Annotated in this window: 22 protein-coding genes and 1 pseudogene; 16 read left to right on the top strand and 7 right to left on the bottom strand. The window is 63.7% G+C overall.

Annotated features, from left to right (window positions below; translation table 11 throughout):
• Positions 1-120: 120 nt before the first annotated feature.
• Positions 121-1,173, bottom strand: coding sequence for a CobW family GTP-binding protein (locus MesoLj_RS01750; RefSeq protein ID WP_202324878.1), 1,053 nt, complete (start codon positions 1,171-1,173; stop codon positions 121-123).
• A 433-nt stretch (positions 1,174-1,606) separates the two neighbouring features.
• Between MesoLj_RS01750 and MesoLj_RS01745 the strand changes: the two genes are divergently transcribed.
• A complete protein-coding gene (locus MesoLj_RS01745) occupies positions 1,607-2,077 on the top strand; it encodes a MarR family winged helix-turn-helix transcriptional regulator (RefSeq protein ID WP_056569192.1) in 471 nt (156 codons plus the stop codon).
• Positions 2,078-2,086: 9 nt separating this feature from the next.
• Here the strand turns inward: MesoLj_RS01745 and MesoLj_RS01740 are convergent.
• Positions 2,087-2,958 (bottom strand): annotated as a pseudogene (locus MesoLj_RS01740) (AraC family transcriptional regulator).
• 52 nt (positions 2,959-3,010) lie between these two features.
• Between MesoLj_RS01740 and MesoLj_RS01735 the strand changes: the two are divergent.
• The 5 genes from MesoLj_RS01735 to MesoLj_RS01715 all read left to right on the top strand — a co-directional run bounded on the left by MesoLj_RS01735 (position 3,011) and on the right by MesoLj_RS01715 (position 7,064).
• Positions 3,011-3,418 carry a DUF2000 family protein gene (locus tag MesoLj_RS01735; protein WP_202327132.1) on the top strand — a complete coding sequence of 136 codons (408 nt, stop codon included), beginning with the start codon at positions 3,011-3,013 and terminating at the stop codon, positions 3,416-3,418.
• A gap of 141 nt (positions 3,419-3,559) precedes the next feature.
• Positions 3,560-4,501 (top strand): DMT family transporter, encoded by a 942-nt coding sequence (locus MesoLj_RS01730; RefSeq protein ID WP_081295048.1) that lies wholly within the window; start codon positions 3,560-3,562, stop codon positions 4,499-4,501.
• Positions 4,502-4,579: 78 nt separating this feature from the next.
• Positions 4,580-5,602: a LacI family DNA-binding transcriptional regulator gene (locus MesoLj_RS01725; protein WP_140770146.1), complete on the top strand. Its 1,023-nt coding sequence runs from the start codon at positions 4,580-4,582 to the stop codon at positions 5,600-5,602.
• A complete protein-coding gene (locus MesoLj_RS01720) occupies positions 5,599-6,582 on the top strand; it encodes a 2-hydroxyacid dehydrogenase (RefSeq protein WP_202324876.1) in 984 nt (327 codons plus the stop codon). Before MesoLj_RS01725 ends, MesoLj_RS01720 begins: the two co-directional genes overlap by 4 nt.
• Before the next feature lie 83 nt (positions 6,583-6,665).
• Positions 6,666-7,064: a hypothetical protein gene (locus MesoLj_RS01715; protein ID WP_244735268.1), complete on the top strand. Its 399-nt coding sequence runs from the start codon at positions 6,666-6,668 to the stop codon at positions 7,062-7,064.
• On the opposite strand, the gene MesoLj_RS01710 is transcribed toward MesoLj_RS01715, so the two are convergent.
• A complete protein-coding gene (locus MesoLj_RS01710; RefSeq protein WP_202324874.1) occupies positions 7,065-7,838 on the bottom strand; it encodes a gamma-glutamyl-gamma-aminobutyrate hydrolase family protein in 774 nt (257 codons plus the stop codon). It lies immediately after the preceding gene.
• Between the two features lie 264 nt (positions 7,839-8,102).
• On the opposite strand from MesoLj_RS01710, the gene MesoLj_RS01705 reads away from it, so the two are divergent.
• Positions 8,103-9,212 (top strand): TRAP transporter substrate-binding protein, encoded by a 1,110-nt coding sequence (locus MesoLj_RS01705; RefSeq protein ID WP_140770138.1) that lies wholly within the window; start codon positions 8,103-8,105, stop codon positions 9,210-9,212.
• An 89-nt stretch (positions 9,213-9,301) separates the two neighbouring features.
• Here MesoLj_RS01705 and MesoLj_RS01700 read toward each other — a convergent pair whose 3' ends face one another.
• From MesoLj_RS01700 to MesoLj_RS01685, 4 genes are all read right to left on the bottom strand, one after another.
• Complete coding sequence (locus MesoLj_RS01700) at positions 9,302-10,330, bottom strand: zinc-dependent alcohol dehydrogenase family protein (RefSeq protein ID WP_202324873.1); 1,029 nt, start codon at positions 10,328-10,330, stop codon at positions 9,302-9,304.
• Between the two features lie 13 nt (positions 10,331-10,343).
• Positions 10,344-12,131 (bottom strand): TRAP transporter large permease, encoded by a 1,788-nt coding sequence (locus tag MesoLj_RS01695; protein ID WP_140771346.1) that lies wholly within the window; start codon positions 12,129-12,131, stop codon positions 10,344-10,346.
• Complete coding sequence (locus MesoLj_RS01690; protein ID WP_202324872.1) at positions 12,131-12,715, bottom strand: TRAP transporter small permease subunit; 585 nt, start codon at positions 12,713-12,715, stop codon at positions 12,131-12,133. The genes MesoLj_RS01695 and MesoLj_RS01690 overlap by 1 nt, the downstream gene beginning before the upstream one ends.
• Positions 12,716-12,903: 188 nt before the next feature.
• Positions 12,904-13,809: a branched-chain amino acid ABC transporter permease gene (locus MesoLj_RS01685; protein ID WP_202324871.1), complete on the bottom strand. Its 906-nt coding sequence runs from the start codon at positions 13,807-13,809 to the stop codon at positions 12,904-12,906.
• Between the two features lie 149 nt (positions 13,810-13,958).
• Between MesoLj_RS01685 and MesoLj_RS01680 the strand changes: the two genes are divergently transcribed.
• From MesoLj_RS01680 to MesoLj_RS01640, 9 genes are all read left to right on the top strand, one after another.
• Complete coding sequence (locus MesoLj_RS01680; protein ID WP_202324870.1) at positions 13,959-14,570, top strand: CGNR zinc finger domain-containing protein; 612 nt, start codon at positions 13,959-13,961, stop codon at positions 14,568-14,570.
• Positions 14,563-15,096 carry a hypothetical protein gene (locus tag MesoLj_RS01675; RefSeq protein ID WP_140770130.1) on the top strand — a complete coding sequence of 178 codons (534 nt, stop codon included), beginning with the start codon at positions 14,563-14,565 and terminating at the stop codon, positions 15,094-15,096. The genes MesoLj_RS01680 and MesoLj_RS01675 overlap by 8 nt, the downstream gene beginning before the upstream one ends.
• 214 nt (positions 15,097-15,310) lie before the next feature.
• Complete coding sequence (locus MesoLj_RS01670) at positions 15,311-18,790, top strand: indolepyruvate ferredoxin oxidoreductase family protein (RefSeq protein WP_202324869.1); 3,480 nt, start codon at positions 15,311-15,313, stop codon at positions 18,788-18,790.
• 91 nt (positions 18,791-18,881) lie between these two features.
• Positions 18,882-21,197: a putative bifunctional diguanylate cyclase/phosphodiesterase gene (locus MesoLj_RS01665; RefSeq protein ID WP_202324868.1), complete on the top strand. Its 2,316-nt coding sequence runs from the start codon at positions 18,882-18,884 to the stop codon at positions 21,195-21,197.
• Positions 21,198-21,343: 146 nt separating this feature from the next.
• Positions 21,344-22,114 carry an N-acyl amino acid synthase FeeM domain-containing protein gene (locus MesoLj_RS01660; RefSeq protein ID WP_140770125.1) on the top strand — a complete coding sequence of 257 codons (771 nt, stop codon included), beginning with the start codon at positions 21,344-21,346 and terminating at the stop codon, positions 22,112-22,114.
• 160 nt (positions 22,115-22,274) lie between these two features.
• Positions 22,275-22,424, top strand: a complete 150-nt coding sequence (locus tag MesoLj_RS01655; RefSeq protein ID WP_019862764.1) for a DUF3096 domain-containing protein — start codon at positions 22,275-22,277, stop codon at positions 22,422-22,424.
• Between the two features lie 164 nt (positions 22,425-22,588).
• Positions 22,589-22,813, top strand: a complete 225-nt coding sequence (locus MesoLj_RS01650) for an aa3-type cytochrome c oxidase subunit IV (RefSeq protein WP_140770124.1) — start codon at positions 22,589-22,591, stop codon at positions 22,811-22,813.
• An 87-nt stretch (positions 22,814-22,900) separates the two neighbouring features.
• Positions 22,901-24,181, top strand: coding sequence for a Re/Si-specific NAD(P)(+) transhydrogenase subunit alpha (locus tag MesoLj_RS01645; RefSeq protein ID WP_202324867.1), 1,281 nt, complete (start codon positions 22,901-22,903; stop codon positions 24,179-24,181).
• Complete coding sequence (locus MesoLj_RS01640) at positions 24,181-24,606, top strand: proton-translocating transhydrogenase family protein (protein ID WP_032919126.1); 426 nt, start codon at positions 24,181-24,183, stop codon at positions 24,604-24,606. Before MesoLj_RS01645 ends, MesoLj_RS01640 begins: the two co-directional genes overlap by 1 nt.

Here is a 24,606-nt window from a genome sequence, read left to right as displayed (position 1 = left end):
CCGTTCCAATGAGATTTGTCGCCATCCCTGGAAGTCGCCAGCGCGGCCAGGTGTGGCGCCAACCTTCCCCCACAAGGGGAGAAGGAAAAAAGGCAGCGCTAGCGTTATAAGGCTTGGAAATCAAGCCGCCTGGCAGGCATCAAAACTCTTCTTCAGCCGCTCGGCATCCAGTTCGCGGCCGATGAACACCAGCCGGCTCTCATGCTTCTCGCCATCCTTCCAGGCGCGCTGGTGGTCGCCTTCGATGATCATGTGCACGCCCTGGATGACATAGCGCTCGTCATCGCCCTTGAGCGCGATGATACCTTTCAGCCGCAGGATGTTCGGACCTTCCATCTGGGTGATCTTCTCGATCCACGGAAAGAACTTCTTCGGGTCCATCTCGCCGCCGCGCAACGACACGGACTGCACCGTCACGTCATGGATGTCGGAAGCGTGCGCGTGGTCATGGTGGTCATGCCCGTCATGATCATGGTCATGATGATCGTGATCGTGGTCATGATGATGGTGGTCGTCATGCGCCTCGAGGAAATGCGGATCGTTTTCCAGTGCCCGGGACAGGTCGAAGGCGCCACGGTCGAGCACTTCCGACAGGGCGACGCCGGCGCGCGTGGTGCGGTGGATCCTGGCCGCCGGGTTGATGGCACGGATCGTCGCCTCGACCTTGGCGAGTTCTTCCGGAGTGACAAGGTCGGTCTTGTTGAGCACGACGACGTCAGCAAAGGCGATCTGGTCCTCGGCCTCCTTGGAATCCTTGAGCCTGAGCGGCAGATGCTTGGCGTCGACCAGCGCCACCACGGCGTCGAGCTTGGTCTTGGAGCGCACGTCGTCGTCCATGAAGAAGGTCTGTGCCACCGGCACCGGATCGGCGAGACCGGTGGTCTCGACCACGATGGCGTCGAAGCGGCCGGGGCGGCGCATCAGGCCCTCAACGACGCGGATCAGGTCGCCACGCACCGTGCAGCAGACGCAGCCATTGTTCATCTCGTAGATTTCCTCGTCGGATTCCACGATCAGGTCGTTGTCGATGCCGATTTCGCCGAATTCATTGACGATGACGGCGTAGCGCCTGCCATGGTTCTCCGACAGGATGCGGTTGAGCAGCGTCGTCTTGCCGGCGCCGAGATAGCCGGTGAGAACGGTTACGGGGATCTGCGTCTGTGCGTCGCTCATGGCTTGCCTCGAATGACCGGGCCTTGAAAATCCAGGCCGTGAAAAAGGGATTGTTGGTCCCATATAGGGTGTGTTTCGGGCTTTTGCACGGGGTAAACCAATGGGCCAAAGCGGCCGGCCATGACTATCCCTGTGGTTACTGTCGGGGGAAAGATCCGCGCCTCGGCGATGCTGAAAGGCGGGAACGACAAGGGAGGCGTCTTGGCAGGGGCTGTCAATGTCACGTCGCGCCTGGGACGCGGTCGCCGTGAATCCGGTATTTCAGAAACTCGTTTGTCATCTAACTGAAATAAACATCTGGCATCACCACGGCGGACACCGCAATGCTTGCCGGCAAAGCTGTTTGGAGCGCCGGAATCTTTTCTATCGTCGATTGCCAACCGGCCGGCTGCGTCTATGCTCCACGCACCGGCACGGCCGAAGAGGGATGACCATGGCCAAGGCGGACAAGACTGCAACAATGAGCCGGCTGCATTCGGCGGCCAGGCTGGCAAGAACCGCGTTGGCGGCCCGGCTTCTGGCGCACGGCTTCTATGCCGGCCAGGACCAGATCATGCTGGCGCTCGACCGCGAGGACGGCCAGACGCCGGGTAATCTTGCCGGTCGCCTTGGCGTGCGCCCGCCGACCATTACCAAGACCATCAACCGGCTGCAGGCGCAGGGTTTTCTGGAAAAGCGCGCATCGGAAGCCGATGCCCGCCAGGCGCACATCTTTCTCACCGACACCGGCCGGGAAACCATCCGCGCCATCGAGAAGTCGGTGAAGAAGACCGAAAAGCAGGCGCTGAAGGGCCTCGACAAGAAGGATCAGAAGGCGCTGTTCAAGCTGCTTGCCCGCATCGAGGCCAACCTCTCCAACGAGGAATTGGTGCTGATCGACGACGACGCCGAGTCGGACGACTGATCGCAGCGGTCAGGCTGCCGCCGGGATAGAATCCCGGATCAGCGAGGACCAGCGTCCGGCGTCATGCCGAACGCCTTCTTGAATTGCCTGTTGAAGTGGCTCTGGTCGGTGAAGCCGGCCTCGACGGCGATCTGCGCCAGGGGTTCGCCGGCAGTGATCATCCGCCGCGCGTGTTGAAGCCGGCGCATCACCAGGAAACGATGCGGGCTGGTCGAGAAAGCGGCGCGGAAATGCCGCGACAAGGCGTAGCGGTCGAGTCCGGTGATGGCTTCCAGTTCGCCGGAACGCACCGGGCGTGTAACGTTCTCCGTGAGATAGTCCCGCGCCAGGGCGGCGGCCCGCCAGGCCGTTCTGGCCATCGGCTTCGCCGGCTGGCCGGCATGCCGCGCCAGGCTCTGCATCAATTGCGTCAGGAAGTCGTCGACAAACAACTCGTCGAGTTCCTGTTGCAGCGGCCCCAGTGCCGAGAGCAGCGTTGCGCAGAAGGTGTCGTCGCTCACCACGGCATCGCCGACGAAGGGCAGGGACGCGCCGCCAAGGCAGTCCAGCATCAGCGACGGTTCGAGATAGAGCATCCTGTAGCGCAACCCGTCCTCGGTGCCGGCGCCGCCATCATGCAGTTCGTCGGGATGCAGCACGATGATCTGGCCGGGCAGGCTTATCCGCGCAGCACTGCGATAGCGAAATGTCTGCACGCCCTGCAGCGTCACCCCGATCGCGTAGGTGTCATGGCGATGCAGATCGAAGGCACTGCCGTGGAACCGCGCCTCGATCCGCTCCATCCCCGCGGGGTCGGGAGCGGAAATGATGCAGTTCTCAGCCGCATCGGCGCACAAACGTCCAAGACCCTCGAAGGCCTGGCGGTCTAGTTCCAACGCCATCGTCTCCTTCAGCCTCGCAGTCGGGGCCCAACCTCGAATGGTCTATTTTCTCATGTTCGATACGAAATTTGCAATCGTCCTGCGGGAAGACCTGCCCGTCTGGCAGAAACTCAATGTCACCGCCTTCCTGACCAGCGGCATTGTCGCGCAGTGTCCCGACATCATCGGCGAGCCCTATCGCGACCGCGCCGGCAATCTCTACAACCCGCTGTCGATCCAACCGGTCATCGTGCTGTCGGCCGACCAGGCGACGATAAGCGCGATCCAACGGCGCGCGCTGGAGCGCGGCGTGACGACTTCGCTCTATGTCGAGGAGATGTTCTCGACCGGCTTTGATGCCGCCAACCGCGCCGTCTTCGCCGAGTTCGCGCCCGAGGACGCCAAGGTGGTCGGCGTCGCGCTGCGCGCCGACAAGAAGCTCGTCGACAAGATCACCAAAGGCGCCCGCATGCACGCATAGCAGGGGAAGCCTTGCCTAAGCCTGCCGGCTTCTGTTGTTGTGCCAGCCGGCTTTGGCGCAGCAGCGGGCGACAATTGGCTTGCCGGCAAGCCACAATTCCCGCAAAGGTGGGTTCCAGCCCAGCTTTTCCCCGGCCTGCAAGTGAGTGCTTCCCAGAGATATGTCGAAAGCGCGACACCGCCGGTGGCGATCCTGTGCATGCTTGCCACCTATGTCTTCTTCACTTTCCTCGACACCTCAAGCAAATATCTCGTCCTGGCCGGCGTTTCCGCGCTGATTGTCGCCTGGGTTCGCTTTGCCGTGCATGTCGTGCTGGTCGGCGCATTGCTGCGCGGCTGGCGGCAACCCATGCGGTTTCGCCCGGTCAACCTGCCGGCGCATGTGCTGCGCGGTGTGTTCCTGTTCGGCTCGACCATGTGCAACATCCTGGCGCTCCGCTCCCTGCAACTGGCCGAGACGACGTCGATCTATTTCTTCGGGCCGATGGTGATCACCGCACTTGCCGGCCCGCTGCTTGGCGAATGGGCGGGCTGGCGGCGCTGGCTGGCCATCCTCGCCGCCTTCGCCGGAGTTCTGATCATCACAAGGCCGGGTGTCGGCGTTTTCGGTATCGGGCATCTCTTCGCGCTCGGCTCGATGCTGTCGAACAGCTTCTATGTCATCATGACGCGCCGCATGTCGGCCACCGAGACGTCGGAAAGCCTGATCCTGTTCTCGGCGCTGGCGCCGGCGGTGCTGCTTTTGCCCATGCTGCCATTCTCATTCTCGCTGCCGCATGATGGCTGGCATTGGTTCGTCCTGCTCATGCTTGGCGTGTTCGGCGGTGTCGGGCATTGGCTGCTGGTGCAGGCCTATCGGCTGGCGACGACCACGGCGCTCGCCCCCTATCCCTACTCGCAGATGGTGTGGATGATCATTTCCGGCTGGATCGTCTTCAAGCAGTTTCCCGACCGATGGACACTGGTCGGCGCGGCCATCATCGTTGCCAGCGGCCTCTACATCGTCCATCGCGAGCACCGGCTCCGGCTGCGGAGCCGCGCGGCCTCCGATGTCGAGGCGGAAGCGCTGGCAAAAAAACTTTGATTTGCTCCCGATCGGTGGCATAACGCCGCCTTTAAACAGTTTAGGTCGCAATTCAGGTCGTTCGGGGAGCGCAAGGCGCTGGCACAAAAAATCAAGCTTTCGACGATCGCCGATGCACTCGGCGTGTCCACGGCCACCGTGTCCCTGGCGCTGCGCGACAGCCCGCTGGTTGCCGGCTCCACGCGCGACCGCATCAAGGAACATGCGCGCGCCATCGGCTATATCTACAACCGCCGCGCCGCCAGCCTGCGCACCTCGCGCTCGGGCATTGTCGGTGTCGTCGTGCACGACATCATGAACCCGTTCTTCGCCGAGATATTGCGTTCGATCGAAAGCGAACTCGATCGCAGCCGGCAGACCTTCATCCTGTCCAATCACTATGACCAGCTCGAGAAGCAGCGCACCTTCATCGATACGCTGCTGCAGCTTGGCGCCGACGGCGTCATCATGTCGCCGGCCATCGGCACGCCTGCTTCCGACATCCTGATGGCCGAGGAGAACGGCCTGCCGGCGGTGCTGATCGCGCGCACCGTCGAGGGTGCCGACGTGCCGGTCTTTCGCGGCGACGACGCCTATGGCACCGGGCTTGCCACCAACCATCTGATCTCGCTCGGCCACAAGCGCATCGCCATGATCGGCGGCACCGATCAGACCTCGACCGGCCGCGACCGCTACCAGGGCTATGTCAATGCCATGGAGGCGGCCGGGCTCGAGGTCAGGCCGTCCTGGCGCATCGCCGGCCCGCGCACCAAGCAGGCCGGTTTCGAGGCGGCCGGACAGTTCCTGGCGCTGAAGGACAGGCCGACCGCCGCCTGCTGCTGGAACGATCTCGTCGCCATCGGCCTGATGAACGGCATTGCGCGAGCCGGCCTGGTGCCGGGCATCGACATCTCCGTCACCGGCTATGACGATCTGGAGGAGGCGGCGATCGCCACGCCGGCGCTGACCACCGTCTGGAACGGACAGCGCGAGGTCGGCCGACGCGCCGCCAGCGCGCTGCTCGACAAGCTCAACGGGCAGACAGTGCGGCCCTCGCAGGAATTGATCAAGCCGGAACTGCATGTGCGCCAGTCGACCGGCAGACCGGTGGAGCGCGCATGACCAAGGCCGAACAGCTGGAAGCCGTTGCCATTCTGGTGCCGGCGGGCTTCAGCGACCATGCCGTCGGGCGCATCGGCCGTACCTTCAAACAGCTGAGGATCGAGCGCGCCGATCCGGCGCTGGTCACCGAGGAGATGCGCCGCACGGTGCGTGGCATTGCCTCCTTTGCCGGCATCAGCGCGGCGATGATGGATGCGCTGCCCAATCTCGAGCTCATCGCTTCCTTCGGCGTCGGCTATGACTCGGTCGATGTCGGCCATGCGGCGGCGAAGAACATCATGGTCACCAACACGCCCGACGTCCTGACCGAGGAGGTCGCCGACACCGCGATCGGGCTGCTGATCAACACGATCCGCGACCTGCCGCGCGCGGAAAACTGGCTGCGCGATGGCAGCTGGGTGCGCAAGGGCAACTATCCGCTGAGCCGGCTGACCTTGCGCGCGCGCCGGGTCGGCATTTTCGGCATGGGCCGTATCGGACAGGCCATAGCCCGGCGGCTGGAGGCGTTCGGACTGCCGGTCGCCTACCACAACCGGCGCCGTATCGAAGGTCTTGCCTACCAGTACCATCCGACGCTGAAAGGCCTTGCCGAAGCGGTCGACACGCTGATTTCGGTGGCGCCCGGCGGTGCTTCGACGCAAAAGGCGATCAATGCCGAGATCCTGTCGGCGCTCGGCGCCAACGGGGTCTTCGTCAACATCGGCCGCGGCAGCACGGTCGATGAGGCAGCACTGGCGGCAGCCCTTGCCGACGGCACCATCGCTGCAGCCGGGCTCGATGTCTTCGCCGACGAGCCGAACGTGCCCAAGGCGCTGCTCGACGCCCCCAACACCTCTCTTTTGCCGCATGTCGGCTCGGCCTCGGAGCACACGCGCCGCGCCATGGCCGATCTGTGCGTCGACAATCTGGTGTCCTGGTTCACCGAACGCCGGCCGCTGACACCGGTGCCGGAGACGGCGCATGTCAAGGATCGCGGCTGAGTGGCAGTTTGCCACACTTATTAACGCCAGCTTAACCCTTTGAAATCATTATTCATCCTGTCCGCAAGAATGGATGAACAATGATGAAAGCGCTTTCCGTCCTGATCGCTGCCACCGCGCTGTTTGGCGGCGTTCAAATGTTTCAAGGCGGCGGCGGTGAAAGCGTTGCCGACGAAACCGTGCCATCCAACAGCTACAAACTGGTCGCCAATGGCGACGAGGGAGCCTGCGCGGTGACGCGCGGAGCCACGATTTCGGATGGGCTGTCGCTGTTGACGGTGGCACCAAATTGCCGCCGGCTCTTGCCGGGCATCGAGCGGGCAAAATTCTGGCGCGACCAGAACGACGGCACGGTCGCCTTTAGCGCCAACGGCATCGATCCGATTGTCGCTTTCAGCGTTGCCGACGGGGATGGTTACGAATCCTACGCACCGGCCACGCCCTTGTTGTCGCTGGCGGGCGACCGGAAGGCCGACGACTGATTATTCCGCCGCGGCCCGTGCGCCAGCCTTCGCGGCGGCATGCAGGCGCACCGCATCGCCGAAGGCGCGGAAGATCTTGGCCGAGTTGCTGTCCGATTTGACCCAATATTCGGGGTGCCACTGGACGCCGACGGCGAAGGCACGGGCGCCCTTGACCGAAACCGCCTCGACCGTGCCGTCGGCGGCGACAGCCTCTATCTCAAGCTTCGATCCCAACCGGTCGATCGCTTGCCGGTGCAGCGAGTTGACCTTGATGTCGCCGGCACCGAACACGCCAGCCAGGCAGCTGCCTGGCTTGATCGAGATGGTCTGGTGGATGGCGAAGCGCTCATCCTGTTTGTCGCTCACCGGCGCGCGGTGGTCGAGCGAACCCTCGCGCTCCTGGATCTCGGTGCCCAGCGTACCGCCAAGCGCGACGTTCAGCTCCTGAATGCCACGGCAAATCGCGAGCAGCGGCACGCCGCGCTCGATCGCCCGGCGGATCAGCGGCAGCGTGGTGGCGTCGCGCGCCGGATCATAAGGGCCGTTGGCTTCGCTGGCATCGCCGCCGTAGAGCGAGGGGTGCACGTTGGATTTCGAGCCGGTGACCATGACACCGTCGACCGAGGACAAAAGTTCGTCCAAGTCGAGCCTGTCGCCGAACGACGGCACCAGCAGCGGGAACACGCCCGCACCGGTGATGGCGGCTTCCAGATATTGCTGAGGGGCGGCATGCCAGGTGTAGTTGTCGAACTGACGGACGTCGGTCGATATGGCGACGAGCGGCTGCTGCATTTTGGCTCTGGTTTCCATCTGGCAAGGTATGTCCTGCCTTCAAAATAGGCGATCCGCTGTGGTTTTTCCATGGCAAGTTTCAGCGTGTCGCATGGGCCACCAAATTCCTCGTTAGACTATAGTTGCAGGGCGGCAAGGCTTGGTTACCAAATCAGGCCGCCGTGCTGGACTAGGCTTCTTGCCCGTGTATTGTTTCGGCCAACCGATACGGGAAGCCGAGGATTTCCCGAATGTTGGTCTGTTGATCCAAAAGGGAGGAACTGCATGGATCGTCGTTCGTTCATTCGCAAGGCCGGCGTGACCGGTGTCGGCGCTGCGGCGGCGGCGGCAACGCTGGCCGCTCCGGCAATCGCCCAGTCCAATCCCAAGGTGACATGGCGGCTTGCGTCGTCCTTCCCGAAATCGCTCGACACCATCTATGGCGGCGCCGAGGTGTTCTCCAAGATGCTGTCGGAAGCCACTGACGGCAATTTCCAGATCCAGGTCTTTGCCGCCGGCGAGCTCGTGCCCGGCCTGCAGGCCGCCGACGCCACCACGGCCGGCACGGTCGAGGCCTGCCACACGGTGGCATATTATTACTGGGGCAAGGACCCGACTTGGGCGCTCGGTGCGGCGGTTCCCTTTTCGCTCAACGCGCGCGGCATGAACGCCTGGCACTACCATGGCGGCGGCATTGACCTGTTCAATGAGTTTCTCGCCACGCAAGGTCTTTTCGGGCTGCCGGGCGGAAACACCGGAGTGCAGATGGGCGGCTGGTTCCGCAAGGAGATCAACACGGTCGCCGATCTCTCCGGCCTCAAGATGCGCATTGGCGGCTTTGCCGGCAAGGTGGTGCAGAAGCTCGGCGTCGTGCCGCAGCAGATCGCCGGCGGCGACATCTACCCGGCGCTGGAAAAGGGCACCATCGACGCCGCCGAATGGGTCGGCCCCTATGACGACGAGAAGCTCGGCTTCTACAAGGTCGCGCCCTACTACTACTATCCCGGCTGGTGGGAAGGTGGTCCGACCGTCCACCTGATGTTCAACAAGGCGAAATACGAAGAGCTTTCGCCGGCTTACAAATCGCTGTTGCACACCGCCGCGCAAGCCACGGATGCCGACATGCTGCAGAAATACGACTATGTGAACCCCGCGGCGGTGAAGCGGTTGGTGGCCGGCGGCGCGAAACTGCGTCCATTCAGCCAGGAGATCATGGCCGCCTGCTTCGAAAAGGCCAACGAAGTCTATGCCGAGATGGAGGCCTCGAACGCGCCGTTCAAGAAGATCTGGGAATCGATCAAGGGCTTCCGCAAGGAGCACTATCTCTGGGCGCAGGTGGCCGAGTACAATTACGACACCTTCATGATGGTCCAGCAGCGCAACGGCAAGCTGTAAGAGGCGAACATCGGCTCAAGAGACCCGGGGAGCTCGGCTCACCCGGGTCTTTCATTTGGCCGCGTGGTGATCCCGGAAGGGCCCGCCGCCTAGTTTCGACCCGGCACCACCAGCACCTTGACCTCGCCCGGCGCCGGCGGATTGGCGATCACGTCGGCCGCCCCTTCGAGCGGCACCTGCCTGGAGATCAGCCGGTCGATCTCGATCGCGCCCGACGCGATCAGCTCGGCGGCGCGGCGATGCGTATAGGGGTTGAGGAAGGAGCCAACCACCTTCAATTCCCGGAACAGCAGGTCGAAGGGCTCGAACTCCGCCTTCATGCCTTGCGGCGTCACGCCGACGATGACGACCGTGCCGCCGGCCCTTGCCAGCCGCATCGATTGCTCGACGGTCTCGCGCACGCCCGCACATTCGAACACCACGTCGGCGCCGCCCGGCATCAGGCCCGCCGGTCCGGAAATGGCATCGATGACATCTGCGGCGGTGGGGTCGACCGTCGCCGTCGCACCGAGCTCCTCGGCAAGCGCGCGCCGTGAGGCCTGTCTGGTCGACAGGATGATGGTCGCGGCACCGGCCAGTCTTGCCAATTGCACGGTGAGCAGGCCGATGACGCCGCCGCCCAGCACGATCACCGAACTGCCGGGCTTGATCGCGGCAAGATCGACGCCATGCAGGCAGCAGCCGAGCGGCTCGCAGAACGCGCCATGCGTTGGAGGCAGATCGGCAGGCAGGATGAAGGCCTGCTTCCGCGGCAGAACGACATACTCGGCAAAGCCGCCATCGCGATGAATGCCGATGGCATTGAGATTGCTGCAGAGGTTGACCCGGCCGGCATGGCAATACGGACATCGCCCGCAGGCTATGTTGGGATCGCCGGTGACGCGGTCGCCGACGGCGAAGCCGGAGACCGTGTCGCCGACCGCCTCGATTATGCCCGAAAATTCATGTCCGGGCGTCACCGGTGGCCGGCAGGGGAATTCGCCATGGAAGAGGTGGCGGTCGGTGCCGCAGACACCGCAGGCTTCGATCCGTACCAGAAGCTCGTCCGGGCCGGGGACAGGTTTGACGACCTCGCGCAGCGCGATGCTGCCCACTGCCTCCAGCCGCACCGCTTTCATGGCGTCGTCCCTCTCAATTGAAACTCGGCGGTTGCGAGAGGTCCGGCGTCGGTGTCGCCGGCTTGGCGGGCGGCGCATCGCCGAAGCTCGGCGGTTGCGACAGGTCTGGCGTGCCGGGCGCGGCCGGAGCGCTGCCGCCATTGGCGGGCGCGCCACCATCCTGCGGGGCGCCGAGCGGCGACAGGCCGGGCACTTCCGGCACCTTGTAGTCGATCGTGCCCGGATCGATCGCCGTTCCCTTGTAGCGCATCACCATTTGCGGGAAGGCGATGGTCAGTCCGATCATCACCACCTGTATCAGGACGAAGGGCACCGCGCCCCAATAGATCTGGCCGGTGGTGACCGGCGCGATCTGCTTGCCGGTGATGCGGTCGAGATAGGGCACGCGCGCGGCGACCGAGCGCAGGTAGAACAGCGCGAAGCCGAAGGGCGGGTGCATGAAGCTGGTCTGCATGTTGACGCCGAGCAGAACGCCGAACCAGATCAGGTCGATGCCGAGCTTGTCGGCCGCCGGCGCCAGGAGCGGCACGATGATGAAGGCCAGTTCGAAGAAGTCGAGGAAGAAGGCCAGGAAAAAGACGAGGATGTTGACGCCGATCAGGAAGCCGATTTCGCCGCCCGGCAGCGAAGTCAGAAGATGCTCGACCCAGATCTGGCCGTTGACGCCGTAGAAGGTCAGCGAGAAGACGCGCGCGCCGATCAGGATGAACAGCACGAAGGACGACAGCCGCGTCGTCGAGGCCAGCGCCTGCTTGATCACATCCAGCGACAGCCGGCCCTTTGCCGCGGCCATCGCCAGCGCGCCGACCGCGCCCATGGCGCCGCCTTCCGTCGGCGTGGCGATGCCGAGGAAGATGGTGCCCAGCACCAGAAAGATCAGCGCCAGCGGCGGGATCAGCACGATGACGACCTGCTGCGCCAGCCGCGACATCATATTGATGTTCAACCTTCTGTCAGCGATCGCGACGACATAGATCAGGATCACGCCCACGCAGGCGCCAAGAATGTCGGCGTCGTCGCCATGGGTCGGCGCGAGATAGCTGTACGCCGCATAGGAGATAGCTACCGCCGCCGCCAGCGCCACCAGCAGCGAAATCACGCCATGGCCGAGCGTGCGCGCTTCGAGCGGCAGCGCCGGCATCATCTTCGGCCGGAAGATCGACACGATGAGAATGTAAAGTGCGTAGAGACCGGTCAGCACGAGGCCCGGGATCAGCGCGCCCGCATACATGTCTCCGACCGAACGGCCGAGCTGGTCGGCAAGAACGATCAGCACCAGCGAGGGCGGGATGATCTGGGCGAGCGTGCCGGAGGCGGCGATGACGCCGGACGCCAGACGGCGGTCATAGCCATAGCGCAGCATGATCGGCAGCGAGATCAGCCCCATGGCGATGACCGATGCAGCCACCACGCCGGTGGTCGCCGCCAGCAACGCGCCGACGAAGATCACCGCATAGGCGAGGCCGCCGCGGATCGGTCCGAACAGTTGGCCGATCGTGTCGAGCAGGTCCTCGGCCATGCCCGATCGTTCGAGCACGATGCCCATGAAGGTGAAGAACGGGATGGCCAGCAGCGTGTCGTTCGACATCACCCGGCTGCCGTAGAAATTGTCCGGCAACGCATAGAGCAGCGGCCAGGCGAGGTTGATCGCCCCGCCCGAATGGGGCGTCAAAAGCACGCCGATGAAGAAGAACATCAGGCCGTTGGCGGCCAGCGAGAAGGCGACGGGATAGCCGATCAGCATGAACAGGATCAGCGAGGCGAACATGATCGGCGCCATGTTCTGGGCGATGAACTCCATCACGAGCGCACCTCGTCGGCCAGCGCCTTGGCTTCGAGCTCAGCCTGTTCGTGCACGGAAACGAAGGGGTTGGGATCGTCCATGACGCCGCGCATGATGGCGATCTTCTTGATGATTTCGGAAATGCCCTGGAGCGCCAGCAGGAAAAAACCGACCAGCAGGATCGCCTTGGCCGGCCAGACGATCAGGCCGCCGGCATTGGTCGACATTTCACCGCTGTGGAACGACAGCGACACGTAGGGCACGAAATAGACGACCATTAGCGTCACGAACGGCATCAGGAAGAGGATATGACCCAGAAGGTCGATCCAGTGCTGCACGCGGCGTGAAAACAGTCCGTAGACGATGTCGATGCGGATATGCTCGTTCTGCTTCAGCGTATAGGCCGCCGCCAGCATGAAGGCGGCGCCGAACAGGTACCATTGCAGCTCCAGCCACGCATTCGACGAGATGTCGAAGATCTTGCGGATGACGGCGTTGGCCGCGCTCACCAGGATCGCCAGCAGGATCAGCCAGGATACCGATTTGCCGATGAATTCGTTGAGGCGGTCGATGCCCCGCGACAAAGCGAGCGGCGCTTCCATGCAGTCCTCCCTTGTATCCGAGGCGTGCAGGCTCCCCCTTTCTTGCCGTCACGCCGCGTGGCCCAACGGTATGCCGCGCGTGGCCGGACGGGTCAACACGGATGGCGGCTGCAAAACGGTATCGGATGAAGGGTGGCGCGGGACAAGGGCGGTCTGCCCCGGCGTCATGCAACCAAAGTCTGATGGGCTCAGACGACCTTGCCGGTATCGCGGCCGGCGCCGATCAGGATCAGCATGGCCACCAGGAACAGGTACATCCACGCATCGCGCCATTCGACCGGGAAATAGCCGGCCCACAGTGATTCGGCCATGCCGAAGGCGGCCGCGCCCAGTGCTGCCCGCGGCGGCGAAAGGTAGCCGCCGACCGCTGTCACGAACAGTATCTTCAGGCCGTAGACCAGACCGGAGCCGAAGCTGACATTGCCGTAGTAGAGGCTGGCCATGACGCCGGCCAGCGCGGCGCAGAAGCCGCCGAGCAGCACGGCGCGCCGGAACACGCCGCGCACATCGACGCCGCACAGGGCGGCGGCGCGCGGATCATCCGAGACAGCGCGCCAGCACCGGCCGAAGTTGGAGTGGGCAAATGCTGAGGTGGCGAGCGCGACCGCCGCCAGCACCACCGCGCAGTCGAGCACCTGGATCAGCGTCAGCGTCGCCTTGAAGCCGGAGCCTTCGGCAAAGGCGATGGGCTGGGCCAACATTGGCGGCAGCCACAGATCATGCGTGTCGGCCGCGATACGGCTCGCCTCCGACAGCACGAGCAGGATGCCGAGCGTGGTCACCACGATGGCATTGGGCGAGCGGTCGGCCAGCGGTTCGAAGATGCTGCGCGACAGGACATGGCTGATCAGCGCGGCATAGAGGAACGCCGCGACGACACCGAACAGCACCGACGCCAGCAGTGTCAGCCACAGAACCTGGTAGCCGAAGGCGACGCTCAGGATCATCGCCTGGCCGCAGAACGCAAACAGCGCGCCATAGGCGAGGTTGGTGCGGTGCAGGATGCCGTTGGTCAGCACGTAGCCGAAGGCGAGCAGCGCATAGAGCGCGCCCGAATGCAGCCCGTTCAGCACCTGCTGGAAGAAATAGAGCATGCTCAACACCAGAAGCGTCTCGCCCGGAATGCGCGGTGGTCCGGGACGACGAAAATGCTCAAGACAAAGGCGACGATACCGTGCGCATCGGAGGTTTGCATCGTAGAATCTAACTTGTCAAATGCGATTTATCGGTTAGATTTTACGATATGACAGTTGCCTGGACCCCGCACCGCTTCACCGGCGGCCTGCTCGCGCTCGACACGGCGAACACCGTCGTGCTGCGTGGCGATCCGCAACGCACATTCGACCGCTTCGACGATCCGGTCGAAATCGCCCGCTTTGCCGATGCGGCCAGCGGCTTCCGCTCCGCCGAGCTTGGCGACAGGCGGCTGGCGGTATCCTCACCGGCGGCAATCGCGCCTGTCGTGCTGTCGATTCGCGAGACGACCGACCGGCTGTTTCGCGGCGCGGTGTCGAAGGGCGCGCTTGCCACCGCCGACCTGCCGGATTTCCTGCGGGCCTGTGCCGAGGGCCTGGCCGGCAGCCGCACCGAGATCGGTGTGCCGGGAAAGCCGTTCGGGAATCCCTCGACGCCTATCGCTTTCGAGGCGGCGCTGGCGGTTTCGGCACTCTCGCTGCTGCGTGACGACACGGTCGCGAGGCTCAGGATCTGTCCCAACTGCACCTGGCTGTTTGTCGACAGAAGCCGCAATTCCAGCCGTCTTTGGTGCGACATGTCGGTGTGCGGCAACCGGCAGAAGGCAAGTCGTCACTATCGCCGCCGCCGCATGGCGGCCCATGAGGTCAAGGATGCCTAGGGGATTTTCACGCGCGTTCGTTGCCGGCGCCATTTTGATCGCCGCCGCCGCGCTCGGCGCCTGCCGCGATACCGGCGGCGAGGGCAAGCTGTTCGAGGTTTCCGGCAAGATATTCGTCTTCAACTACCGCCTCGCCAGGGCGACCTACGTCGTGACGCTGCGGCCCTTGCGGCCGATGGGTGAGGGCCAGGTGGCGGTCGCCAGCTTCCAGAATCCCGCCGGCGGTGCGCCTTTGGTGGTCGAACAGAAGGTTTGGCCGAAGCTCGACAAGGTGAGCCTGGAGAGCCCGGCGCTGACCTGCATCGTCAAGAACAAGCCCTACGCCATCGCCATCAGCATCAAGGGCGCCGACGGCGCCGTCCTGCAGACGATCGACACCACGCTGATGTCGACGGAGGACCAGTCGATCCTGCCCGACCGGCCGCTGGTCATCGACCAGCTCTATACGGCCAATCCCGACCTCGCGGGCCATCCTGACGGCAAACTGCCGGGCGAGCCGAAGCCCGACTGCTCGAAAGCCGGCTGACACCTTCCGACCGAGCCGGTCTCGGCTGGAATTTTAGTGCGCCATCGCGCTATTGGCGCACGGTTTCATACGCGCTCAGGCGCCTGCCGGACTGTTTGTTGCGCGTGGCCTGGTCCCTTCGATTTTGTTTGACCTGCCTTGCAAGGGGAGAAAGGATGCGCCATCCGATCCCGACGTTGGCTGCTGCCCGCGGCCTTCGCAGAGGAAATGCCCCATGACGCTGCATGATGTCGCGCTCGACGACAAGTTCGACCTTGGAAAGGAGCGCATCTTCCTATCCGGCGCGCAGGCCGTCATCCGCATGCTCCTGATGCAGCGCGAGCGCGACCGCCGCGCCGGCCTGAACACGGCTGGGTTCGTCTCCGGCTATCGCGGCTCACCGCTCGGCGGCCTCGACATGCAGCTGTGGAAGGCGAAGAAGCAGCTCGCCGGGGCCGACATCGTCTTCCAGCCCGGCCTCAATGAGGAGCTTGCCGCCACCGCCTGCTGGGGATCGCAGCAGACGGAACTGCTGGGCGAGGGCACCCATGACGGGGTCTTTTCGGTCTGGTATGGCAAGGGTCCGGGCGTCGATCGTTCAGGCGACGTCTTCCGTCACGCCAATCTCGCCGGCTCGTCGAAACACGGCGGCGTGCTCGCGCTCATGGGCGACGACCACATGGCGGAATCCTCGACCAACGCGCACGCTACCGAATTCCTCTTCGTCGACACAATGGTGCCGATCCTCAACCCGGCCGGCGTCCAGGAGATCATCGACTACGGCCTGTATGGCTTTGCCATGTCGCGTTTCGCCGGCACCTGGGCGGCGATCAAATGCGTCAAGGACAACATCGAATCGACGGCCTCGGTGGACGCCTCGCTCGAACGGCTCAACATCGTCCTGCCGGAATTCGACATGCCGCCGGGCGGCCTCAACATCCGCCACGAGATCGACATGCTCGGCCAGGAGGAGCGGTTGCATGAATACAAGCGTGCCGCGGCCTCCGCCTTCATCCACGCCAACGGGCTGAACCACATCGTCTATTCGGGCGGCCGCAATCCGAAGCTCGGCATCATCACGCTGGGCAAGAGCTATCTCGATGTCCGCCAGGCGCTGGAGGATATCGGCATCGACGAGGCGGCCGCCAACCGCATCGGCGTGCGGCTGTTCAAGGTCGGCTGCCCGTGGCCGCTCGACCTGCAGCACATCGCAGACTTTGCCCGAGGCCTCGACGCCATCGTCGTGGTCGAGGAGAAGCGCTCGCTGATCGAGGTGCAGCTGCGCGAGAACCTCTACGGTACCGCCATCCAGCCGGTCATCGTCGGCAAGAAGGATGAGCGCGGCGACTGGCTGTTTCCCGCCAAGGGCGCGCTCGACCCCAACGAGATCGCCATTGCGCTCGGCGAGCGGATCGTGAAAACCATCGGTCCGTCGGAAGAGATTTCGGCGCGGGTGGCGAAGTTGCGCCAGTTCCAGGCGATGCTGGCGGACGCCACCGACATTGGTTCGCGCACGCCCTTCTTCTGCTCCGGCTGCCCGCACAATTCGTCGACCAAGGTGCCGGACGGCTCGATCGCCGCCGCCGGCATAGGCTGCCATTTCATGGCGCTGTGGATGGACCGCAATACGCTGGGCTTCACGGCCATGGGCGGCGAAGGCGCGCAATGGGTCGGCCAGGCGCCTTTCTCCAAGCGCGGTCATATCTTCCAGAACCTGGGCGATGGCACCTACAACCATTCCGGCACGCTGGCGATCCGCTTCGCGCTGTCGAGCGGGGCCAACATCACCTACAAGATCCTCTACAACGATGCCGTGGCCATGACCGGCGGCCAGCCGCACGAGGGCGGCCTGACGGTGGACATGATCGCCAGGCAGGTGCGGGCAGAGGGCGTCGACCGGATCGCCATCGTCACCGACGAGCCCGACAAATATGCCGGCAAGGCCGAATTCCCCGCCGGCGCCACCATCCACCACCGAGACGACCTCGACCTCGTCCAGCGCGAGCTGCGCGACGTCAAGGGCGTTTCGATCCTGCTCTACGACCAGACCTGCGCGGCCGAGAAGCGCCGGCGCCGCAAGCGCGGCACCTTTCCCGATCCCGACAAGCGCGTCTTCATCAACGAGCTGGTCTGCGAAGGCTGCGGCGATTGCGGCGTGCAGTCGAACTGCGTCTCGATCCAGCCGGTCGAGACCGAATTCGGTCGCAAGCGCAAGATCGACCAGTCCAGCTGCAACAAGGACTTCTCCTGCGTCAACGGCTTCTGCCCGTCCTTCGTCACCGTGCATGGCGCCAAGATCAGGAAAGCCGAGGGCCTGGCCGGCAAGACCGATCCGCTCGACGGCGTGCCGGCACCGGCCGAATTTCCTCTGGGTGCCGAGGGCTGGGCGGCGATCATCGATGGCGTCGGCGGCACCGGCGTCGTCACCGTCGGTGCCGTGCTCGGCATGGCGGCTCATCTCGAGGGCAAGGGCTGCGGCATGATCGACATGGCCGGCCTCGCCCAGAAGGGCGGCTCGGTGTTCACCCATGTCCGCATCGCCCGCACGCCGGACGATATCCATGCCATTCGCGTCTCGGCGGGGAAGGCCGACCTCGTGCTTGGCTGCGACCTTGTCGTGTCGGGCGCCAAGAAGGTGCTGACGGCGGTACGCGAGGGCCATACCATCTTCCTCGCCAACACCGCCGAGATCATGCCCGGCGAGTTTGCCCGCTCGGCGGATTTTTCGCTGCCCATCGAACGCCTCAAGAAAGCGATCCGCACCGCCGCCGGCGAGGACAAGGCGCATTTCTTTGACGCCACCCGCACCGCCACATCGCTGTTCGGCAATTCGCTGGGCGCCAACATGTTCATGCTCGGCTTTGCCTTCCAGCATGGCGGCCTGCCGCTGTCGGCCGAGGCCGTCGAAAAGGCCATCGAGCTTAATGGCGAAGCGGTGGCGATGAACATCGCCGCCTTCCGCTGGGGCCGCCGCGCGGCACACCAGCCGGATTTCGTGCGCGGTCTTGTCGCCCAGCCGGGCAAGGCGGGACAAGCCGCCCCGGTCGCGCAGACTCTGGACGAGATCATTGCCCGCCGTGTCGCCTTCCTGACCTCCTATCAGAACGCCGCCTACGGCAAGCGTTATGCCGACAGGCTGGCGCTGCTGCGCGCCGCCGAGGCCAAGGCCGTGCCCGGCTCGACCGCCGTGACCGAGGCGGCGGCAAGGAACCTGTTCAAGCTGATGGCGATCAAGGACGAATACGAGGTGGCCCGACTCTACACCGACGGCTCCTTTGCCGCCGAGCTTGGAAAGCAGTTCCAGAGCTACGAGAAGCTCGAATTCCATCTCGCGCCGCCGCTCATGGGACGTCGCGGCAATGACGGAAGCCCTCGGAAGTCGAGCTTTGGCCCCTGGATGATGAAGGGTTTTCGCCTGCTGGCGGCGCTGAAGGGCTTGCGCGGCACTGCTTTCGACCTGTTCGGCTACACCGCCGAACGGCGTGCGGAACGGCGGCTTTTGGCACAGTATGAGGGTGATCTGCAGCTTGTCGCCAAGTCGCTGGCGCCTGGCAAGGCCGATGCGGCGGTCGCTCTCGTTTCGGTTCCCGCGCTCATCCGCGGTTATGGCCATGTCCGACAGGCCAGCGCCGAAAAGGCCCTGGGTGAGCGCCAAAGACTGCTCGATCGCCTGGCAAACGCACCGGCAAGGCCGGAACTTCAGGCCGCCGAATGATCCAAAAAGCGCCTAAAACCAGGCGTTTCGGCCCAGGCTAAAGGTTTTTTAATGGGACTATGCCAAGGCTGGGGCTCATTGGGCGCCAGTAATGGGCAAAACAAAGACCGATAACATCCCAGTGGATGTTTATATCCAGTTTGTGCGCTCGTTGTTCGACAACGCGCATATGCTGGTGATCGGCGCGCTTTGCCACGCCACGATCAGCCTCATGGTCTACTGGCGCCACGGCCAACCTATTTTCCTGGCTCTCGCCGGCGCGCTGCTCGGCATCGGCGTCTGGCGTTACTTCAGCCTGCGGCGGTTCCACCGCTCGGGCGGTGAGATCCGGGACGCCGCCGATGCAACGAAGTGGGAGCGCGAATACATCCTGAAGGGTAGCCTTCAAGGGCTGTTGCTGGGGTTCTTCTGCTTCATTTCCATTTATGTCTACTCGGATTCCTATGCCGAGATCGGGGCGCTGTCGGTGACGATGGCCTCCCTGGTGACTGTCGTCGGCCGAAATTACGGCTCGCCGCGCATGGTCATGATCTTCGCGGTCACCTTCGTCGGGCCGATCGCCGCGGCGCTCATTCTCAGGTTCGACTTGCCCTATGTCGTGCTGGGCCTGCTGATCATCCCCTTCATGTTCATCATCAAGGGCAGCGCCGACCACGTCCGCAATGTGCTGTTTTCGGCCGTTGTCGGACACAAGCAGGCGAGGCAGATCGCGCAGCGCTTCAACCGCGCCCTCAACACCATGTCGCATGGCCTGGTCATGCTCGGCCCGGACGGCAAGGTGGTTGTCGGCAACGCCGAGGCCGCCCGTCTCATGTCGCTGAAATCGCCCGACCAGTTGCTCGGGCGGTCGATCCATTCACTGCTGCTGCGCGGCGTTGCCGGCGGCATGCTGGCACCGAAGGACTGCCGCTATGTCGAGGCGCAGCTGACGCGCGCCTTGCGCGAGGGGCGTGACCGCAAGGTGCTGGTTTCCTTTTCCAATGGCCAGCACTTTGAATTCTCCGCCCGCGAAGGCAACCAGGAATTGGGCGTCATCACCTTTGAAGACGTGACGGCGCGTGTCGAGACGGAGGAAAAAATCCGTTTCATGGCGCGCTACGACAACCTCACCGGCCTGCCGAACCGCGCCTATTTCCACGAACTGGTCGGCGAATTGATGGCCTCCGGCGAGCGCGACCGCCTGTGCGGCCTGGCGGTGGTCGACCTCGACGATTTCAAGAGCGTCAACGACACGCTCGGCCATCCTGTCGGAGATGGCCTGATCTATGCCGTGGCGGAACGGCTCGCGGCGATCGCTGGGCAAGGCATCACCGTCAGTCGCTTCGGCGGCGACGAATTCATGATGTTCTTCGACCGCGTCGAGGACGAAAGCCATCTCGCCAGCCTGCTCGACCAGATTTTCGCCGACCTGCAGGGCGAAGTCGACGTCGCCGGCCACGGCTTGCGGATCCAGGCCAGCGCCGGCGCGGTGCTGTCGAAGGTCGAGGGGACCGACGTCGACGCCATGATCGTCAAGGCGGACCTGGCGCTCTACAAGGCCAAGGAGCTCGGCAAGAACGGGTGGCGGCTGTTCGAGGCGGCGATGGACGCCGCGTTCCGCAACCGTCAGCTGATGAAGGCGGATCTGCGCACCGCCGTGGAAAGCAAGAACCTGCGGGTCGTCTATCAGCCGATCGTGGCCATGAAGACCATGCGCATCGCCAGCTGCGAGGCGCTCTGCCGCTGGGACCATCCCGATCTCGGGCCGATTTCGCCCGGCGTCTTCATCCCGCTGGCCGAGGAGATGGGCATCATTTCCGAGATCAGCACTTTCGTGCTCCAGGCGGCCTGCGCCGAATGCGCCAAATGGCCTGACCAGACCAGCGTCTCGGTCAACCTTTCCGCCAGGGATTTCCGCAATGGCGATGTCATCCAGAAGGTCCGCGACGCGTTGGCCAGTTCAGGCCTCGCCGCCGGCCGGCTGGAGATCGAAGTCACCGAAACCGCGCTGCTCGACGACAAGTCGCAGACGCGTCAATATATCGAGGAACTGAAGCGGCTTGGCGTGCGCATCGCCCTCGATGATTTCGGCACCGGCTATTCCAGCCTGAGCTATCTCCACAAGCTGCCTTTAGACAAGATCAAGATCGACCGCTCTTTCGTGATGGATGTTACCCAGAATCCACGCTCGCTCGAACTGTTGAAGGGCGTCGTCGACCTGGCCCGTATCCTGGGTCTCACCGTCACCATCGAAGGCGTCGAGACATTCGAGCAGCTCAAGATCCTGCTGCATTCGGTGAAACCGGATCTTGTCCAGGGCTTCCTCTTCGGCGCCGCACTCAGCGCGTCGGGCATCGAAACCATGTCCAATGTAACCTGGCCTTTCGCCGCCGAATTGCAGCCGATCGCCAAGCGCGCCGCCCCCTGAAATCCAGTCGTCAAGACCCAGATCTTCCCGTGGTCGCAATTTACCATTTGTTAACGTTAATTTAGGGTAAACGCAAAAGCTCGGAATTTTGCTTCTGGTTCCTTCTGTGCTTCGCTATTGTCGTTATGCGGCGGTGCGAGGACAGAATGGAAAACAAGTTGTTGGGTACGCCCGTGGCGGCGACTGCGGGCAAGGACAAGAATAGCCCCTCAGTGTTTTCAGATCACGTCATGGATGTTCTGGAGCATGTGGAGTATCGCCTTTGCGATGGCGCCGAGGATCTAGAGGCGATCTATAGGCTGCGCTACAATTCCTATCTTCACGCCGGCATGGTGAAGCCGGATGCCTCCCGCATGGTGAAGGACGACTTCGACGACCTGCCCAATTCATACCGCTTCGGCGTCTTCTTCGACGGCGCGCTCGTCAGCACCATCAGAATCCACTACGCCAGCGCGAGATATCCTGTGTCGCCCAGCACCGATGTTTTCGGCGACGTGCTGGCGCGGCGACTGGCGACTGGCGAGACTTTCGTCGATCCAAGCCGGTTCGCGGCCGATCTCGAATGGTCGAGCAGCTTGCGCGTGCTGCCGTATGTCACTCTCAGGCTGGCGGTGGTTGCTTGCAGCCATTTCAAGCCGACCTATTGCCTGACGGCGATCAAGGAAGAGCACTCCGCCTTCTATCATCGCATCTTCCGATCGGAGCAGGCGGTGCCTCCGCGAAATTATCCTGGTCTCACCGTCCCCGTGCATCTCTTCCAGTCGAAGTGCTCCGAGAACATGCAGGCGACGCTGGATCGCTTTCCGTTCTTCAACTCGACGGCGTTCGAGCAACGCATGCTCTTCCAGCGCCCCGGCAGGGGCGAGCTGGCACCGCTGACCATCTTGCCCACCGCCAAGTACTTCGAAGCAGCCTGATTTCACGCGCTTTGGCCGCGTCCTCGGGCATGTCCTCGCTATGAACCGGCCTCGGCTTTTGGGCAATGTCCGTCACGATGGAGCTTTCCCAGCGTGAAGGCGTTGTATAGGGCGACATCGCCGTAAGTTGGTGGGCATCGCTTCTGGAAAGGACCCCGACATGCATATTTCCCAGCTCGCGCTCACGCCGCTTATCTCGCTGATCGCCGGCGTGCTGATCCTCATCATGCCGCGGCTGCTGAACTACATCGTCGCGCTCTATCTGATCGTCGTCGGATTGCTCGGTCTTTTCCCGCACCTCGCCGGCTGAGGCAGGCGATCAAGCCTGGCGCGAAGGCTGTCCCTCGCCGGGATACGCCCGCAGTTTCAATTTTCCCTTGAGGCAGTTGTCGGTCGCGATGCGGCAATAGCGCCATTGCCCTCGGCCCGGCTTTTCGCTATGTGCCTGAAAGATGTCTTCGAAGGGGTATTCCTATGGCTGATCACTCGCCGACCGGTCCTGTCGAACTGGGCGCGAAGATGGACTATGCCGAGCATGACCGCACTTATGCGGGCTTTCTCATGCTGGCTAAATACGGGTCGCTTTTCTGCGGCGCGCTTCTTCTGGCGATGGCTTTCGGCTTCTTCGCTGGCGGCTTCTTCTCGGCGCTTATCCTGTTCTTCCTGATCATGGCCGCCGGCGCCTTCATTCTGCGATAGACCTTCCAAAACCCCGTTGCCATTGACGTCGCCGGATGTTCCGGCCGACACTTTGCGCAAACAGGTTCCAGCCGAAAGGATCATGCGGTGGGACAGACGGTTTTCATCCCTCGTGAGCTTGACGCGAACGAGCCGCGTGTCGCGGCCTCGCCCGATACGGTCAAGCGGCTGGCGGGGCTCGGCTTCGATGTGATTGTCGAAACCGGCGCCGGCACGAGGTCGCGCATCCCCGACGAGGAGTTTGCCAAGGCTGGTGCTGCCATCGGCAAGGCCTCTGATGTCGCCAAGGCCGATGTCGTGCTGAAGGTTCGCCGGCCGACGGATGCCGAGCTCAAGAGTTACAAGCCCGGCGCGGCGGTCATCGCCATCATGGACCCTTACGGCAATGACGCCGCCGTGGGGGCCCTGGCCAAGGCCGGTGTCACCGCCTTCTCGATGGAATTCATGCCGCGCATCACCCGCGCGCAATCGATGGACGTGTTGTCCTCGCAGGCAAACCTTGCCGGCTACCAGGCAGTGATCGACGGCGCTTCGGAATATGATCGCGCCTTGCCGATGATGATGACGGCGGCGGGCACCGTGCCGGCGGCCAAGGTGTTCATCATGGGTGTCGGCGTCGCCGGCCTGCAGGCGATCGCCACGGCGCGTCGTCTCGGCGCGGTCGTCACCGCCACCGACGTGCGCCCTGCCGCCAAGGAACAGGTCGCTTCGCTCGGCGCGAAATTCCTGGCCGTCGAGGATGACGAGTTCAAGGCCGCGGAAACCGCGGGCGGTTACGCCAAGGAAATGTCGAAGGAATACCAGGCCAAGCAGGCGGCGCTTACCGCCGAGCACATCGCCAAGCAGGACATCGTCATCACCACGGCGCTGATACCAGGCCGTCCGGCGCCGAAGCTGGTCTCGGCGGCGATGGTCGCCTCGATGAAGCCCGGCTCGGTGCTCGTCGATCTCGCCGTCGAGCGCGGCGGTAATGTCGAAGGTGCTAAGCCAGGCAAGGTCGTCACCACGGCCAACAATGTGAAGATCGTCGGCCACCTCAATGTGCCGGGCCGCGTCGCCGCATCAGCCTCGCTGCTCTATGCCAAGAACCTGTTCGCTTTCCTCGAGACTCTGGTCGACAAGACCACGAAGACGCTTGCCATCAACCGGGATGACGACCTGGTCAAGGCGACGATGCTGACCGACGGCGGCAAGGTTGTTCATCCGGCCTTCGCCAAGGCCGACCAGCAGCCCCATATCGAGCCGGCCGCGATCCCGGCCACGACCATGGTCGCCGATGCTTCCACGCCTGCCGCGCCGAAAAAGGCCGCGCCCAGGAAAACCGCCGCATCCAAGTCGCCCTCGCCCAAGTCGAAAGGGACCGCGTGATGGATCAGACCTTGCAGAAAGCCCTCGACCAGCTCGATCAGGCAAGTGCTGCCGTCCGGCTGGCGGTGCAGAACCTGGCAAATGCTCCAGGCGGTGCCGAGGCGGCGGGTGATGCCGCGCACGCACTCTCCGGCGGCGCCATCGATCCCTTCGTCTTCCGTTTCGCCATCTTCGTGCTGGCGATCTTCGTCGGTTACTACGTGGTCTGGTCGGTGACCCCCGCTTTGCACACGCCGCTGATGGCCGTCACCAACGCCATCTCGTCGGTCATCGTCGTCGGCGCGCTGCTGGCTGTCGGCATTGCTGCCTCCGGCGTTGCCGCCGGTTTCGGCTTCGTCGCCCTGATGTTGGTTTCGGTCAACATCTTCGGCGGCTTCCTCGTCACCCAGCGCATGCTGGCCATGTACAAGAAGAAGGACAAGTGA

The organism is Mesorhizobium sp. 113-3-9 (assembly GCF_016756515.1).
Classification (GTDB): domain Bacteria; phylum Pseudomonadota; class Alphaproteobacteria; order Rhizobiales; family Rhizobiaceae; genus Mesorhizobium.
Note: the sequence above shows the minus strand (reverse complement) of the source record. Positions and strands in the feature narration are given on the sequence as shown.

Excerpts from the sequence above, each read along its gene's own strand:
- MesoLj_RS01750 (WP_202324878.1), bottom strand. The coding sequence starts at position 1,173 with ATGAGCGACGCACAGACGCAGATCCCCGTAACCGTTCTCACCGGCTAT.
- MesoLj_RS01745 (WP_056569192.1), top strand. The coding sequence starts at position 1,607 with ATGGCCAAGGCGGACAAGACTGCAACAATGAGCCGGCTGCATTCGGCG.
- MesoLj_RS01735 (WP_202327132.1), top strand. The coding sequence starts at position 3,011 with ATGTTCGATACGAAATTTGCAATCGTCCTGCGGGAAGACCTGCCCGTC.
- MesoLj_RS01720 (WP_202324876.1), top strand. The coding sequence starts at position 5,599 with ATGACCAAGGCCGAACAGCTGGAAGCCGTTGCCATTCTGGTGCCGGCG.
- MesoLj_RS01715 (WP_244735268.1), top strand. The coding sequence starts at position 6,666 with ATGAAAGCGCTTTCCGTCCTGATCGCTGCCACCGCGCTGTTTGGCGGC.
- MesoLj_RS01710 (WP_202324874.1), bottom strand. The coding sequence starts at position 7,838 with ATGCAGCAGCCGCTCGTCGCCATATCGACCGACGTCCGTCAGTTCGAC.
- MesoLj_RS01705 (WP_140770138.1), top strand. The coding sequence starts at position 8,103 with ATGGATCGTCGTTCGTTCATTCGCAAGGCCGGCGTGACCGGTGTCGGC.
- MesoLj_RS01700 (WP_202324873.1), bottom strand. The coding sequence starts at position 10,330 with ATGAAAGCGGTGCGGCTGGAGGCAGTGGGCAGCATCGCGCTGCGCGAG.
- MesoLj_RS01695 (WP_140771346.1), bottom strand. The coding sequence starts at position 12,131 with ATGGAGTTCATCGCCCAGAACATGGCGCCGATCATGTTCGCCTCGCTG.
- MesoLj_RS01690 (WP_202324872.1), bottom strand. The coding sequence starts at position 12,715 with ATGGAAGCGCCGCTCGCTTTGTCGCGGGGCATCGACCGCCTCAACGAA.
- MesoLj_RS01685 (WP_202324871.1), bottom strand. The coding sequence starts at position 13,809 with ATGCTCTATTTCTTCCAGCAGGTGCTGAACGGGCTGCATTCGGGCGCG.
- MesoLj_RS01680 (WP_202324870.1), top strand. The coding sequence starts at position 13,959 with ATGACAGTTGCCTGGACCCCGCACCGCTTCACCGGCGGCCTGCTCGCG.
- MesoLj_RS01675 (WP_140770130.1), top strand. The coding sequence starts at position 14,563 with ATGCCTAGGGGATTTTCACGCGCGTTCGTTGCCGGCGCCATTTTGATC.
- MesoLj_RS01670 (WP_202324869.1), top strand. The coding sequence starts at position 15,311 with ATGACGCTGCATGATGTCGCGCTCGACGACAAGTTCGACCTTGGAAAG.
- MesoLj_RS01665 (WP_202324868.1), top strand. The coding sequence starts at position 18,882 with ATGGGCAAAACAAAGACCGATAACATCCCAGTGGATGTTTATATCCAG.
- MesoLj_RS01660 (WP_140770125.1), top strand. The coding sequence starts at position 21,344 with ATGGAAAACAAGTTGTTGGGTACGCCCGTGGCGGCGACTGCGGGCAAG.
- MesoLj_RS01655 (WP_019862764.1), top strand. The coding sequence starts at position 22,275 with ATGCATATTTCCCAGCTCGCGCTCACGCCGCTTATCTCGCTGATCGCC.
- MesoLj_RS01650 (WP_140770124.1), top strand. The coding sequence starts at position 22,589 with ATGGCTGATCACTCGCCGACCGGTCCTGTCGAACTGGGCGCGAAGATG.
- MesoLj_RS01640 (WP_032919126.1), top strand. The coding sequence starts at position 24,181 with ATGGATCAGACCTTGCAGAAAGCCCTCGACCAGCTCGATCAGGCAAGT.